Origin of the sequence: Segnochrobactrum spirostomi (assembly GCF_009600605.1) — a bacterium.
GTDB lineage: Bacteria > Pseudomonadota > Alphaproteobacteria > Rhizobiales > Segnochrobactraceae > Segnochrobactrum > Segnochrobactrum spirostomi.
This window is the reverse complement of sequence record NZ_VWNA01000001.1, coordinates 3206323-3221399: the sequence shown is the minus strand read 5'-3', so window position 1 is coordinate 3221399 and position 15077 is coordinate 3206323. Positions and strand designations below refer to the sequence as shown.

Genomic DNA, 15077 nt, shown 5'->3' with positions numbered 1-15077 from the left:
CCGACTTCGATTTGAAACAGCGACGGCCGGGCACGCGCGACGCAATCGCGGACCCGGCCGGGACTCGTGTGGGCGTGATCAGTTCGACGGACCGTCGTCAAAATGAACCTTGTCGACGATCTCGCTCGCGAGCTTGCGATACTTCACCAGCTCGGCGAGCGGCAGCGGATCGGGCTTCAGCGGCCCGAGCGCGGCGATCACCGGGTTGACCTTGAGGCCCGGCTCGACCGGATATTCGAAATTGACGTCGGCATAATATTCCTGCGCCTCGTCCGAGCTCAGATATTCGATGAGCTTCATGGCATTCGCCTTGTTCGGCGCATGCTTGGCGAGGATCACACCGGAAATGTTGACCTGGGTGCCGCGATTGTTGGCATTCGGGAAGATGACCCGCATCGCGCTCGCCCACTTCTTCTGCTCGGGCTCGCGGTCGTCGGTCTCCATCAGGCCGACATAATAGGTGTTGCCGAGGGCGATATCGCACTCGCCGGCATAGATCGCCTTGGCCTGGGAGCGGTCGTTGCCGGAGGGCTTGCCGTTCAGGTTGTTCTTGATGCCTTCGATGATCTCGGTCGCCTTGGCCTCGCCGTCATTGGCGATGAGCGAGGCGAACAGGCCGATATTGTAGACGTGCTGGCCGGAGCGGGTGCAGACGCGGCCCTTCCATTCCGGCTTCGCGAGATCCTCGTAATCGAGAGCGGTCTCCTTCACGCGCTCCTTGGAGGCGTAGAAGACGCGGGCGCGCATGGCGAGGCCGATCCAGCTTCCGTCCGGATCGCGGTAGATCGCCGGGATGTTCTTGTCGACGATCGGCGAGACGATCGGCTGGGTGATGCCGAGCGCCTTGGCGTTCTCGAGCCGCCCCACGTCGACCGAGAGCAGCACGTCGGCGGGCGAGAACTCGCCCTCGGCCGCGATGCGCTCCTCGAGACCGGAGGACGCGGTCACGACGTTGGTGCGGATGCCGGTTTCCTTGGTGAACTTGTCGAGGAGCGGCTGGATCAGTTCCGGTTGACGATAGGAATAGACGTTGACCTCGTCGGCGGCCGCAGCCGCGCTCAGTCCCGACAGGCCCGCGCCCATCAGCACGGACACGGCGAGCACCGCCCGCGCCTGCCATCCTGCTTCGACCATCGCCATCGTCCCGACTCCCTGCACGCCCGATTGTCCGATCTGCGGCGCCGAGCCTGTCGGTGGCACCTCTTGCAAATCGATCGCATTTGGACAGAAGACGGAACGAAGCCCTTGTGTCAATCGCGACATATGCCGCAACATATTTTTAAAATTATTCTATTTTCAAGGTGCGATGCAGGTTGAGCCAGATCAAATGGCCCAACTTAGTTTAGAGTCATCCTAATTCGATTGGCCCTAGAACGTGGAAATCAGCGACCACCAGGCCCACGACGTGAGCATGGAGAGCGGCACGCCGATGCCGATGAGCGAGGCGATGAGATCCGGCTCGAGATCGCTGTTCATCGCGATCACGCTCGCCCCGAGCATCGGCGGCATCGCCATCTCCAGCATGGCGACCTTCCCGACCATGTCGCCGGTCCGCCCGAGCAGCGCATAGAGCCCGATGAGGAGGAGCGGCGCGACGCCAAGCCGGTAGACGAGCCCGACGCCGAGCGGCGCGAGGCGGTTCATCACCTGATCGAACCGGAGCGCGAAGCCGACGGCGGCGAGGGCCAACGGGGTGAGCGTGCCGGAGAGCGCCGTGATCAGGTCGTCGAGCCAGACCGGCCGCGCCACGTGATTGGTCGCGAAGGCGACCAGAATGGCGATGAAGGGCGGAAAGGTGACGATGCGCTTCACCACGGCGCGCAGATCGAGCCGCCCTTCGCTCGCCACCGCCGCGATGGCGAGGCCGAGGGTCGACAGCGCCAAATAGGACCCGAACAGGTCGATGACGATGCCGAGGCCGAGCCATTGGCTGCCGGCGAAGGCGGCGATCATCGGCAGACCGACGAAGGACGTGTTGCCCCAGCCTGCGACCAGGATCAGCGCCCCCGCCCTGCCCCGAGACCAGCCGAGGGCGCGGCAGAGCGGCACCATCACCAGGACCGAGACGACGACGCCGATCCACGGCGTCGCGGCGGCGAACCACCAATCGGGGCGCGTCTCCAGACCGTGCATGCTTTCGAGCGCCGCCGCCGGCAGGGCGACGTTGATGACCCAACCCGACAGCACCTTCGAGGCATCCTCGGGCAGCCGGCCGCTCAAGCGCAGCAGCACGCCGATGACGAGATAGAGGACGATCATCACGATCTGCTGCACGCGTCGTCTCCACAAGAAAGCCGCGGCCTGGGGAACGGCGGCTCTCATCGCAGAACGGCGCGCGAGCGGGCAACGAAAAAGTGAACTGCTCGCTTTGGCACCTGAGGCCCCGAAGCGGCGGGCTTCAGCGTGCTCGGGCTGCGAGCGGCTCACGCCCGCCGGCGGGCCGAACCGCTGGTCGGCTACCCGTCGGTCAGCGCGGACGGGAGAGCGTGGCGACCACCTCGACATGCGGCGACCAGAGGAACTGGTCGATCGGCGTGACGCGCGTCACCCGGTAGCCGCCTGCGACCAGGATGGCGAGATCGCGGCCGAGCGTGGCCGGATTGCACGACACCGCGACGATGGTCGGCACCTTGGAGACGGCGAGCATCTCCGCCTGGAGCTTGGCGCCGGCGAAGGGCGGGTCGAACACCACCGCGTCGAAGCGCTCCAGTTCCTTGCCCTGGAACGGGCGGCGGAAGAGGTCGCGCACCTCGGTCGCCACCGGATGGCGATCGGCGGCGCGGCGGCGCGCCTCGGCGAGCGCCCCGATCGCCGCCGCATCGCCGTCGACCGCGTGAACGGCGCCGGAGCGGGCGAGGCGGAGGGAGAAGGTGCCGATTCCGGCGAACAGATCGAGGATCCGGCGGGCCCCGCCGATGCCCTCGATCACCCGCGCCGCCATGGCGGTCTCGGCCTCGGCGACGGCCTGGAGGAAACCGCCCGGCGGCAGCGCGACCATCACGCCGTCGACGTCGACCATCGGTTGACGCGGGGCGATGACGACCTCGCCCTCGACGCTGAGACGGGCCGCGCGGCCATAATCGCCGGCGAGCAGGCGGCCAACGATCTCGCCGTGGGTGCGGGGATCGATCTTCCGCGCGCCCGTCGCCGCGATGTCGAGGCCCTCGGCGGTCGCGGTGACGACGAGGCGCAGCGGGTCCTTGCGGCCGAGCAGATCGGCGGCGAGCGTCTTGAGGCCGGGCAAGGCGGCGACGAGCGCCGGCATCGCGATCGGGCACTCGGCGATGTCCACAATGCGATGCGCCTGACGCTCGCTGAAGCCGAGGAGTATGCCGCGCCCCGCCCGCACGGCGGTCAGCGCAAGGCGGCGGCGCATGCCCGGCCGGCCCGGCACGAGGGGATCGACGGCGACCTCGAGGCCCGCCTCGGCGAGGGTGGCGGCGACCAGATCGCGCTTCCACGCGGCATAATCGTCGCCGCGCCAATGCTGGAGCAGGCAGCCGCCGCAGGTGCCGAAATGCCGGCAGGCGGGCGAAATACGGGCCGGCGACGGCTGCTCGATCGCCGCGAGATCGGCACGGGTGCCGCGGCGCTCGACCGAGACGACCTCGCCGGGCAGCGTGTAGGGCACGTAGAGCGGGCCGGCGGGCGTGTCGGCGATGCCGTCGCCGCGATGGCCGACCCGGGCGATGGTGACGATCTCGTTCATGACGGGTCCTTCACCGCACCGAGGAGGAATTCACGATTGCCGTCGCCACCGGCGATCGGCGACGGGGCGAGGCCGAGCGGCCGCCAGCCCGCGACGGTGCCGAGCCAGGCGGCGATCTCCGCCGCGGTCGCGTCCGCCTTCGCGGCGTCGCGCACCACGCCGCCCTTGCCGACGAAGGCGCGGCCGACCTCGAATTGCGGCTTGACGAGGAAGACGCCGAACGCCCCCGGCGCCGCGAGCGCGAGCGCCGGCGGAAGCGCGAGCTTGAGCGAGATGAAGCTCATGTCGGAGACGACGACACCGATCGGCCACGGCAGGTCGGTGCCGGCGAGATCGCGGGCATTGAGCCCTTCCCGAACATGGACGCGGGCGTCGCTCGCGATCCTCGGATGGATCTGCCCGTGGCCGACGTCGATCGCGAGCACCGCGGCGGCTCCGCGGGAGAGCAGCACCTCGGTGAAGCCGCCGGTCGAAGCGCCGAGATCGAGGGCGTTCAGGCCCGCCGGATCGAAGCCGAAATGATCGAGGCCGGCGACGAGCTTCTCCGCCGCCCGCGAGACCCAGTCCGGCGCCTCGGCGGAGAGCGCGACCGGCGTCGCCGCATCGACGAGGAGACCGGGTTTTGCGACGACTGCGCCGGAGACGGAAACGAGCCCGCGACGGATCAGATCCTGGGCGCGGGCGCGGCTCGGTGCGAGGGCGCGGGCGACGAGCTCGAGGTCGAGCCGCCGGCGCGCCCCGCCGTCGTCGGGCAAGGAAACGTTGGACATGCGAGGCGTTCTAAACCGAGCCGCCGCACCGGGGCAATCGGAATGGCCACCGCGATCCCCGTTCAGGCGGCCAGGTGTTCCGTCACCGCCGCCTCGAGCGCCGATTTGAGGCCCGGGTCGAGCTTCAGGCGGGCGGCCAGAAGGTCGAGATAAGCGCGGCCAACCGGGGCGTCCGCCGTCACGGCGATGAGGGAGGCAGCATAGATCTCGGCGGCGAGTTCGGGCGTCGTCGCGCTCGCGACCACGCCGTCGATGTCGAGGGGCTTCGAAAGCTCGGCGTCGAGGAAGGCACGCTCGTCGCCGTCGAGGCCGATCTCGCCGAGTTGCTTGAGGATGCGGGCACGCTCGGCGTCATCGACGTGGCCGTCGGCTTTCGCGGCGACGATCATGGCGTGGACGATCGTATGGGCGAGCGCCGCCTCGCCACCGGGGGCGCTGGCGGGATCGAACGGCGTGCCCGGCGGCGGCAGCGCGGGGGCGGCGGCCGGCCCCGAGACCGTCGCGGGGCCGCCGGCCGGGGCCGCAGGCGTGCCGGCCGCGCCTTGGCCGGCCTGCCAGTTGCGGTAGGCGCTGTAGGCGATGGCCCCGACGGCGGCGAGGCCGCCATAGGTCAGCACCTTGCCGCCGATCTTGCGGGCGGACTTGGAGCCGAGCAGGATCGAGACGAGGCCGCCCGCGACCGCGCCGCCGGCGAGCCCGCCGAGAGCCCCCTTGTTGCCGAGCGCGTCCTGAGCCCCGCCGGCGAGCGAGCCGAGCCCGCCCTGGAGCGCCTTGCCGATCGACCCGAGCGGATCGCCCGCCATCTGTCCCGACGCGCCGGCACCGAGGAACTGGTCGAGAAGCTTCTTAGTGTCGATCATCGGCAGAGCGCTCCGCTGTGTCATGGTCGGACGCCTGAGATGGGAGCGAACGGACCGCACCGCAAGCGGGAGCGCCCCCGCCTCACCCGCCGCGGCCGACGTCCGCGTAGGTGAAGCCGTGCCGCTCGACCTCGGAGCGGCGATAGACGTTGCGCAGATCGACGAAGATCGGGATCGCCATCGCCTCCTTGAGGCGGCCGAGGTCGAGGGCGCGGTAGGCGTTCCACTCGGTGACGAGGACGACCGCATCGGCCCCGGTGGCGCAGGCATAGGGCCCGCTCGTGAACTCGACGTCCTCGAGCACCCGCGCCGCCTGCTCCATGCCTTCGGGATCGTGGGCGCGGATATGGGCGCCCGCGTCCTGGAGTGCGCCGACGATGTCGATCGCCGGGCTCTCGCGCATGTCGTCGGTGTTCGGCTTGAAGGTGAGGCCGAGCACGGCGATCGTCTTGCCCGCGACCGAGCCGCCACAGGCGCGCACCACCTTGTCCGCCATGCGGCGGCGGCGGCCTTCGTTGACGGCGATCACCGCCTCGACGATCTGGCTCGGCGTACCGGCTTCCCGGGCCGTCTCCAACAGGGCGCGGGTGTCCTTCGGGAAGCAGGACCCGCCGAATCCCGGGCCGGCGTGGAGGAACTTCGAGCCGATGCGGTTGTCGAGGCCGATGCCGCGGGCGACTTCCTGCACGTTGGCGCCGACCGCCTCGCAGAGATCGGCCATCTCGTTGATGAAGGTGATCTTGGTCGCGAGGAAGGCGTTCGCCGCGTACTTGATGAGCTCGGCGGTGCGGCGGCGGGTGAACATCACCGGCGCCTGGTTGACGAAGAGCGGCCGGTAGACCTCGGCCATCACCGCGCGGGCGCGCTCGTCCTCGAGCCCGATGACGATGCGGTCGGGCCGCTTGAAGTCCTCGATCGCCGCGCCCTCGCGCAGGAATTCCGGGTTGGAGACGACGGCGACGTCCGCCTCCGGCACGGCATCGCGGATGATGCGCTCGACGGCATCGCCGGTGCCGACGGGCACGGTCGATTTGGTGACGATGACGGTGAAGCCGCTCACCGCCCGGGCGATGTCCTCGGCGGCGGCGTAGACATAGGTGAGATCGGCCCGGCCGTCGCCACGCCGCGACGGCGTGCCGACCGCGATGAACACGACGTCGACCCCGGCGACCGCCGCGGCGGTGTCGCTGGTGAAGCGAAGCTGATCGCTCTTCACGTTGCGTTCGACGATATCGTCGAGGCCCGGTTCGAAGATCGGGATGCGGCCGGCGCGCAGGCTCTCGATCTTCGCCGGGTCGGTGTCGACGCACGTCACTTCGTGGCCGAAATCGGCGAAGCACGCTCCCGACACCAGGCCCACATAGCCTGCGCCCAACACGGCGATCTTCATGACAGCGATACACTCCAAGGCCGACGCGGCTCGCCGGCGGATTCGCGACGGATGACCCTTCCGTCTAATGGCCCGATGCGACAAGTCCAAGACGATGAGGTGGACGAAGACGGCGACGATGACAAGTTGAAGACGTTTGCGACAGGTGCCGGGCCAGCAACATGTCACGATGCGGTGACGGCCAACGCGGCATCCCGGGGCGATCCGGACGAGGGCCGACGGGCTGACGTCGGAACCATCGACGTAGGCGGCACGTCGAAGATCTGAGCCCGGCGCGCCGCCGCGATCAGGGCCGCGAAGCCGTCCGGGTCGGCCAGCACGGCGGCGAGTTCCTTGGCATCGAGCGCCCGCTCCGCCTCGGCGAGCGTCGCCGCCTCGGCGAGTTTGACGAAGCCGGCGAGGAGGTCGGTCCGGATGGCCGGTCCGCGCCGCCAGGACGGCGGCGGCAGCATCGCGAGATGGGCCGCCGCAAGCGCGGGGTCGCCAGCGAGGCGGGCGATGGGGTCGGACGGGGTGCCCGTTTCGGCATAGAGCGCCTGGAGTTCGGCGACCCGCAGAAGGACCGGCGGCGGTGCCCGTTCCTCGGGCGTCCGCAGGAGGCCGAGCCGGCCGATCCCCTGCCCCGCCCACCGCGAGCCGGTCCAAGCCGACAACGGAATCGAGAGGATGAGGCCGAGCGTCACCGGTAGCATCCAGAGGAACAGCGGTAGCGCGATGAGATAGGAGGCGACCGCCGTCGCGAGCCCGACGAGGGTGTGCATGGCGTGCCGCCGCGCGATCGCGCCGAACGGAACGCGGCCGTCGTCGCGGCGCTGCGCCGACCAGCCGGCGTCGCGGCCGATCAGGATGTCGACGACGGCGGCGGACTGCAGCAGCATCATAATCGGCGCCACCAGGGCCGAGAGCACGATCTCGACGACGACGCCCGCCAACGTCGCGAACGCGCCGCCGAAGGCGCGGCGCTCCCGCCCGATCACAAGGGCGAGCCCCATGAATTTCGGCAGCACCAAACATCCCATCGTCGCCGCGAACATCCAGGCGGCGAGCACCGGGTCCTGGGCGGGCCAGGTGGGAAACAGCGAGAAATCCTTGGAGAAATAATCCGGCGGCACGAAGCGCGCCTGGAGTGCGAGCGCCATGCCGACGGCGAGGAACAGGAGCCACAGGGGCGCGCTGAGATAGGCCCCGACGCCGACGAGGAAGTGGATGCGGCTCACCCAATGGAGCCCGCGCGCCGGCAGCACGGCGAGATGTTGCAGATTGCCCTGACACCAGCGGCGGTCGCGGGCTGCGAAGTCGATCAGCGAGGGCGGGCTCTCCTCGTAGCTGCCGGGCAGACCCGGCACCATGTGGATGCTCCAGCCGGCGCGCCGCATCAGCGCCGCCTCGACGAAATCGTGGCTCATGATGTGGCCACCGAACGGCTTACGGCCTTCGATGTGGGGCAAGCCGGCATGGGCCGCGAACGGCGCCACCCGGATGATGGCGTTGTGGCCCCAATAATTGCCGTCCGGTCCGTGCCACCAGGCAATGCCCTGTGCGATCAGGGGCCCGTAGACCCGGCCGGCGAATTGCTGGAGCCGCGCGAACAACGTTCGTCCGCTGACGAGGACCGGTAAGGTCTGGATCAAGGCCGCCGTCGGATGGCGCTCCATCGCCTCGGCGAGGCGGACGACGGCGTCCGCGGTCATGATGCTGTCGGCGTCGAGGATCAGCATGTGATCATAGGCGCCGCCGAAGCGCTGCACCCACTCGGCGATGTTGCCGGCCTTGCGTTCGGTGTTGTCGCGGCGGCGGCGGTAGAAGACTTGCTCGCGTCCGCGGCTCTCGACCTCGGCACGCAGGCGCAGGAAGGCCGCCTCTTCGGCGAGCCAGACGGCGGGATCGGTGGTATCGCTCAGGATGAAGAAGTCGAAGGCGTCGAGCCGGCCTGCCGCCGCGATCTCCTCGTGCATCGCCTGGAGCGCGGCGAAGACGCGGGCGGGATCCTCGTTGTAGGTCGGCATCAGGAGAGCGGTGCGGCTCGCGAGCGGCGGCAGCGGCGCCGCCGGGTCGATGCCGAGGCGGTTCGACCCCGCGACGATCGCCAGAAATCCACCGACCGCACTTGCGACCGACAGCGCGATCCAGCCGAACAGCAGCACGTAGAGCACGAGAACGACGTCTTCGAGCACCGTCAGGCCGCCGACGACCAGCACCTCGTACATGCCAAACGCGCCCGCGACGCAGACGGCGAAGGCCGCCCCGAGCACGAGAAGCCGCCGCCCGGCAATCGCGTTGGGACCGAGTGGGCGGGCGCGGGCTTCACTCCGCAGGGATTGCACCGGCATCGAGAGCGGCGCTTCGTCGGGAAGCGCGCGGAAATCTGCGAGCCGCGGTACCAGGCCGTCGGCCTCCCCTGCCCGCTCGAGGCGCAACCTCACGCCGTCCATCGGAACACCCATGTTTCTGTGACCGGCTTGTCGCCGACGAGGAGCCGCGCCTTGAGTTCCGCCAGCGGGGCGCCCCCGGTATCCAATTGGGCGCTCAGGCGCCAGGCGTTCGCGCCAGGCAGCCGCTCGACGACGATGTCGTGGAGTTGGCCGGCCGAGGTCGAGACGTCGGCCTTCGGGGCCGCGTCGGGGGCGATGTCCTTCAAGCTGTCGCCGACGAAATCGACGACGAAGATGCGGTCGCCCTCGGGTCGCCGCGGCGCGGCCCCGGCCCGGGTCTGCATCGCGCGGGCAAGCCCGGCGCCGGTCTGGTCGCCGGCGCGCCAATGCAGGCGGTAGGTCTTGGTGTACTCGGACTTCGCCTTGAGTGTGCCCTTGGGGCGCCAGAAGGCGACGATGTTGTCGTGGATCTCCTCGTCGGTTGGGATCTCGACGAGTTGCACGGTGCCCTCGCCCCAATCGCCGATCGGTTCGATCCAGGCGCTCGGCCGCCGCTCGTAGGCCGCCTCGAGATCCTCATAATGGCCGAAATCGGTGTTGCGCTGCATCAGGCCGAAACCGCGCGGGTTCGCGTCGGCAAAGGCGCTGAGCTGAAGCTCGCTCGGGTTGGTCACCGGGCGCCACAAGGTCTCGCCGCGCCCGGTCTGCATGAGGAGGCCGTCGCTGTCGTGAACGGCGGGACGGAAATCGTCCACGCCACGGCGGTCGTCGGCATCGAAGAAGAACATGGAGGTCAGCGGGGCGAGCCCGGCCTTGTCGAGATCGACGCGCGGATAGATCGCGGTCTCGACGTCGAACACGGTCTCCTCGCCGGGGCGGATGGTGAAGCGATAGGCCGCGGCCGCGCTCGGGCTGTCGAGCACCGCGTGGACGACAACCGAGTTCGCCCCCGGTTCCGGCCGCTCGATCCAGAAGGCGCGGAAGGCCGGGAATTCCTCGCCCGCCGCGTCAGCGGTGTTGATCGCGAGGCCGCGCGCGGACAGGCCGTAGACTTGGCCTTTCGCCACCGCGCGAAAATAGCTCGCACCCTGGAACACGGCGATCTCGTCGAAATAATCGGCGCGGTTGATCGGGCCATGTAGGCGGAACCCGGAGAAGCCGAGGTCCTGGCCGGCCGCGGGCGGCTTCACGCCGCGTTCGAAGACGAAGAGATCGGGCCGATAGGTGATGGATTGGGCCATGCCGTCGGCGACGAGGAAGACGTCGACCCGATCCTGGAACAGGAAGCCGCGGTGGAAGAGCTGGAGCTCGAAGCCCCGGTTCTCCCCCTTCCAGATCGCGCGCTCGGGATTGAAGCGGATCGCCCGATAGTCGTCGTAGCTCAGCTTGTCGTAGGGCGTCGGGAGGTTGGCGGCCGGCTTCTTGTAGGGCTTCTGGGCGAGGGCGCGGGCGAGCGCGCGGACATTTCCCGCATCGAAAGGCTGCGGCCCGACCGCCCCCGGAGCGTCCTCGGCCTCGGCATCGCCGCCGCGCTCGCGCGGCCCGAACAAGCCTCCGAGCGGCATCGCCACGAGCGGCAGCGCGGCCGCCCCGATCAGGAATTCGCGTCGCTTGAGCATCGTGCCTCTCGGTTCGCCGCCGCCGACCCAACCGACCGGCGGATAGTCGAGACGCAGCGATAATCGCGGGCACCGAGCTTGGTTCCGCTTCCGGCCGCCGCACGCACGCGCAACGAGCCGACGAGAGAGAAAGAACATCCGGGGCCTGCCGGCGCGCCGGAAAACGTGAAGTCTTTGTGTGCCGGCGGTTTGCCGCTAATGTCGCGCTGCGGTGTCGCTTCGGGGGCGCGCCGATTCCCTTTCACGTTCCGCTGCGCCAAGGCCTCCCCATGGACGACATTCACTACAGAGAGTACAAAATCCTCCTGAATGCGAGCCAATTTCCCGATCCGGATGCGTTCGAGCGCTATTGGACAATCATTTGTCGAATTGCGAATGAACACGGCGTCGAAGTAAAGACGAACGAGAACGGTTTTCATCGCTTTGTTCGAGAAATACTTTTCTACGACACCAAGGACTACGATCTCTACAAGAACGCGTTCATTCTCCGCAAGCGCACCTTCTATGTGGACGGCTGGCCGCAGAAGGATCACGAGTTGACCGTGAAGTTCCGGCATCCGGATCTCGCGATCGCCACGAGCGTCGATATGACGCCGCAGCTTGCGAACCCCGGCGACGTGAAGTTCAAGGAGGAAATTCTCACCTCCAAGACCGTGCTCGGCGAGGCGCGCAGCCTCTATTCCCACAACTGCGTGGTCACGTCGCCGAACATCGTGCTCGACCACTATCTCGAAGACATCGTGGCCGTGTTCCCGGCGATGAAGCGCGTCGAGGTGGCGCCGCAGACGCGGATCGACCTCGTCAACAACACGAGCGTGGAGGAAGTCCAGGTCAATGTCGGCCGGTTCTATTTCGGCCACGGCTTCGACGCGAAGGCGACGATCGCGATCTGGCGCGACCGCGCCTCGGAGAAGTCGCTGATCGGCGAATTCGCCTTCCAGGCGCATTTCAACCGCTACGACGACATCCACCACAAGGCGAAGCTCAAGTCCGAGGCGTTCTACAAGGCGGTTCAGACCGGCGCGCCGGAATGGGTTTCCCTCGGCACCACCAAGACCGCGATGGTCTACGGCCGGGGCAAAACCGATGTCGGACATGACTGAACAGCCGGTCGCCCCCGCGACCGCGCCCGAGAAGAGCCCGGCCGGGAAGGTCTCGCTGTTCGAGGTCTTCCTGACCTTCCTGGTGATCGGCGCGGTCAGCTTCGGCGGCGGCGTCGTCGCCTATCTGCGCAACAGCCTCGTGAGCCAAAAGAAATGGCTCGACGAGGAAGAGTTCCTGGCGGCGCTGGAAATCTCCCAGGCGCTGCCGGGGCTCAACGCGACGAACATGAGCGTGATCGTCGGCGACCGCCTGCGCGGCCCGCTCGGCTCCATCGTCGGCTTTGTCGGCATGACGCTCCCGGGCGGCCTGCTCATTCTCGTGCTCGGGATCGCCTACGTCTCGAACAACCATAATTCTTATGTGAACGCGGCACTGGCCGGCGTCGGCGCGGCGTCGGTCGGGCTCCTCGCCTCGGTCACGCTCCAGATCGGCCACAAGCAGCTCGAGCATCTGCTCGACATCGCCATCGTGCTCGTCACCATCGTGATGGTGAGCGTGTTCCACATCTCGCTGGTGATCGTGCTGCTCACCGTCGGGCCTGTGGCAATCTTCCTCTACCGTCCCCACAAGGACCGCGTTCACGCGGCCGACCGGACGGGTCTCGACAAGAAGCCGGCCGACTGAGCCGCGGGGCGACGATGAGCGACCATACCGATCTCAACATTCTCGGCGTGTTCTCGTTGCTGTCGATCCTCGCGGTCGGCGGTGGCACGGCGGTCCTGCCGGAAATGAAGGCGCTGACCGTCGACGTCCACCATTGGTTGAGCGACGATCAGTTCCGCAACATCTACGGTCTCGGCCAGCTCGCGCCGGGCCCGAACATGCTGATGGTGATCGTCATCGGCTACCACGTGGCGGGCTTCGTCGGCGCTGCGCTCGCCTTCGTCGGCTTCTTCGCCCCCGCCTCGATCATCGCCTGGGGTACATCGCGGATCTGGAACCATTTCGAGGGTTCGCCCTGGCGCCTCTCGGTGCAGCGGGGCTTCGCGCCGCTCGTCATCGGCCTGATGACGGCGGGCACGATCTCGATCGCGCGCACCGCCATCACCGGATGGATCCCGGTCGTCTTCGCCGTGGTGGTGTTCTGCGTCCTCTACTTCCGCCACCGGGTCAATCCGGCGCTGATGATCCTTGCGGCCGCAATCGCCGGCGTCTTCCTGTTGCGCTGATACGGCACCCCTGCCGCGAAAGTCTGGAACGGCTCGAAAAGTCTTGCAACACGCCGCGCGAACCGGGATCGTGGGCGTGGACTGACAAGAACGAAGCCGATCGAAGGCGTCAGACTTCGCGGGAGCGCGCTCCCCGGCCGGCGCCGGCGATTTACGGGCATCGCGGACGCTGGGGATGGATATGCAAGCTTCGCCGATGAAGTCGTGGCTGGCCGCGGCCGGTCTGAGTGTGGTTGCGGCCGTCACGGCCGCCTCGAGCCCAGCCCGGGCGGACGATCAAGCCGATCTGATCGCGCGCGGCAAATATCTCGTCACCGCCGCCGATTGCATGCCCTGCCACACCGGGCCGGGTCGCAAGCCGTTCACCGGCGGCCTGCCGATCAACACCCCGTTCGGCGTGCTGACAACCCCGAACATCACCCCCGACAAGGCGACCGGCATCGGCAACTGGACGGACGCCCAGTTCTACGGCGCGCTGCACGACGGCATCGGCGCTCACGGCGAATTCCTCTATCCGGTCTTCCCCTTCACCTCGTTCACCAAGATCACGCCGGACGACGTGAAGGCGATCAAGGCCTACCTGTTCTCGCTGCCGCCCGAGACGGCGCCGCCACAGCAGAACAATCTCCGCTTCCCCTTCAACGTGCGGCAATCCCTCGCCGTCTGGCGCGAGATGTTCTTCACGCCCGGCACCTTCGTGCCGAACCCGAAGGCGAGCGATCAGATCAACCGCGGCGCCTATCTCGTCGAGGCGCTCGGCCACTGCGCCGAATGCCACACGCCGCGCAACATCATGGGCGCGATGGAGCCTTCTAAGGAACTCGCCGGCGGCACGGTCGACACCTATTTCGCCCCCAACATCTCGTCAGACCTGCGCTCGGGCGTCGGCGGCTGGAGCAACGATCAGCTCTTCCAATATCTCAAGACCGGGGCCACCCAGGCGAAGGGCGTCGTGTTCGGCCCGATGGCCGAAGTCGTCCACGAAAGCCTGTCGAAGCTCAAAGACGACGACCTCCACGCCATCGTAGCCTATCTCAAGGCGACGCCGGACGAGGTCGCGACCGCCAAGGCCCAGCCCGACGAGCGCCGCCACGCCGGCGCGGTGGTCTATCTCAACGTCTGCTCGCAGTGTCATCAGACCGGCGGCACCGGCATCCCGAACGCCATTCCCGCCCTCGCCGGCAACGGCGCGGTGCAGGCGGGCGAGCCGAACGACGTCATCAGCGCCGTCGTGGGCGGCCTCAAGGGCAAGGGCTCCTACGGCGACATGCCCTCCTTCGCCGCCGCCCTCACCGACCAGCAGATCGTGGACGTGGTGAACTATGTCCGCACCTCCTGGGGCAACAAGGGCTCGGCGAATGCCACCCTTGCGACCGTCGCCTCGATCCGCTCCGGCATCACGACAACCGACCTCGGCACCGAAGCGGCCCAGAAGCTCGATTGCCCGCGCGTCAGCAGCGACGACATCAACGGCACCCTGTCGAACCCCGGCTCGGGGATCCTGACGATGCTCCAGGGCATCAAGTCGAACGGTGGTGGCGGTTCGCAGATCCCGGTTCTCATCAACGAGATCCGACAGGCCTCGCCCGGCATCTCGGACGCCCAGCTCGTCGACGACACCATCGCCGCCTTCTGCCCGATCGTTGCCCAGGATGCGGCTTTGTCGGAAGCCCAGAAGAAGCAGGTCGTCGATGCCTTCGCCACGCAGGTCAACAGCGAGGTGATGGCGAATGCGCTGCCGACCGGCGCCAAGGTGTTCGTCAACGTGCCGCTGCCGCAATCGGTGCTGACCGGCGCCGAGGCGGCGGCCCAGGCCGCCGGCGAGAGCCGCGACATCTGGCTTGAGAAGGCGATCGCCGATCAGGTCAAAGCGAGCGGCAAGTAGCACTTTGTACCCTAACCGCCCCCGCGGACGCCGCGGGGGCGGAAAGAACCGGGCGGCACGTCGAAACGACACGGCTTCTTCATCAATCGGCTGCACCATTTCCGGCGCGTCGCGCTTGAGATGGTGCAGCCTTTTTTTCGTTGCAATCGCGCTTGCAACGATGTGGCGAGCCTCGCCGTGCGGCGCGTGATGGAAGCCC

General features: G+C 68.2%; 13 protein-coding genes. 4 read left to right on the top strand and 9 right to left on the bottom strand.

The window, feature by feature from the left end; genetic code table 11:
* Positions 1-78: 78 nt before the first annotated feature.
* The 9 genes from F0357_RS14570 to F0357_RS24585 form a co-directional block, all read right to left on the bottom strand.
* Complete coding sequence (locus F0357_RS14570; RefSeq protein WP_153487013.1) at positions 79-1083, bottom strand: Fe(3+) ABC transporter substrate-binding protein; 1005 nt, start codon at positions 1081-1083, stop codon at positions 79-81.
* Positions 1084-1368: 285 nt separating this feature from the next.
* Positions 1369-2274: an AEC family transporter gene (locus F0357_RS14565; protein ID WP_312861602.1), complete on the bottom strand. Its 906-nt coding sequence runs from the start codon at positions 2272-2274 to the stop codon at positions 1369-1371.
* Positions 2275-2467: 193 nt separating this feature from the next.
* Positions 2468-3709 (bottom strand): class I SAM-dependent RNA methyltransferase, encoded by a 1242-nt coding sequence (locus F0357_RS14560; protein WP_153483252.1) that lies wholly within the window; start codon positions 3707-3709, stop codon positions 2468-2470.
* On the bottom strand, positions 3706-4479 hold the full coding sequence (locus F0357_RS14555; RefSeq protein WP_153483249.1) for a TlyA family RNA methyltransferase: 774 nt from the start codon (positions 4477-4479) through the stop codon (positions 3706-3708). Before F0357_RS14555 ends, F0357_RS14560 begins: the two co-directional genes overlap by 4 nt.
* 62 nt (positions 4480-4541) lie before the next feature.
* A complete protein-coding gene (locus F0357_RS14550) occupies positions 4542-5339 on the bottom strand; it encodes a tellurite resistance TerB family protein (RefSeq protein ID WP_153483247.1) in 798 nt (265 codons plus the stop codon).
* Positions 5340-5421: 82 nt separating this feature from the next.
* Positions 5422-6729 (bottom strand): UDP-glucose dehydrogenase family protein, encoded by a 1308-nt coding sequence (locus F0357_RS14545; RefSeq protein WP_153483243.1) that lies wholly within the window; start codon positions 6727-6729, stop codon positions 5422-5424.
* 164 nt (positions 6730-6893) lie between these two features.
* Complete coding sequence (gene mdoH, locus F0357_RS14540; RefSeq protein WP_153483241.1) at positions 6894-9161, bottom strand: glucans biosynthesis glucosyltransferase MdoH; 2268 nt, start codon at positions 9159-9161, stop codon at positions 6894-6896.
* On the bottom strand, positions 9149-10720 hold the full coding sequence (locus tag F0357_RS14535) for an OpgD/OpgG family glucan biosynthesis protein (RefSeq protein ID WP_208948349.1): 1572 nt from the start codon (positions 10718-10720) through the stop codon (positions 9149-9151). Before F0357_RS14535 ends, mdoH begins: the two co-directional genes overlap by 13 nt.
* Complete coding sequence (locus F0357_RS24585) at positions 10696-11277, bottom strand: hypothetical protein (RefSeq protein WP_246161466.1); 582 nt, start codon at positions 11275-11277, stop codon at positions 10696-10698. Before F0357_RS24585 ends, F0357_RS14535 begins: the two co-directional genes overlap by 25 nt.
* Here F0357_RS24585 and F0357_RS14530 point away from each other — a divergent pair.
* The 4 genes from F0357_RS14530 (at position 11263) to F0357_RS14515 (ending at position 14878) form a co-directional block, all read left to right on the top strand.
* Positions 11263-11823: a hypothetical protein gene (locus F0357_RS14530; protein WP_246161465.1), complete on the top strand. Its 561-nt coding sequence runs from the start codon at positions 11263-11265 to the stop codon at positions 11821-11823. The two genes, F0357_RS24585 and F0357_RS14530, sit on opposite strands and share 15 nt — an antisense overlap.
* Complete coding sequence (locus F0357_RS14525; RefSeq protein WP_246161463.1) at positions 11816-12448, top strand: chromate transporter; 633 nt, start codon at positions 11816-11818, stop codon at positions 12446-12448. Before F0357_RS14530 ends, F0357_RS14525 begins: the two co-directional genes overlap by 8 nt.
* A gap of 14 nt (positions 12449-12462) precedes the next feature.
* Entirely contained in the window at positions 12463-12993 is a 531-nt protein-coding gene (locus F0357_RS14520) for a chromate transporter (protein WP_153483234.1), read from the top strand.
* A 175-nt stretch (positions 12994-13168) separates the two neighbouring features.
* Positions 13169-14878, top strand: a complete 1710-nt coding sequence (locus F0357_RS14515; RefSeq protein ID WP_153483230.1) for a c-type cytochrome — start codon at positions 13169-13171, stop codon at positions 14876-14878.
* Positions 14879-15077 lie beyond the last annotated feature (199 nt).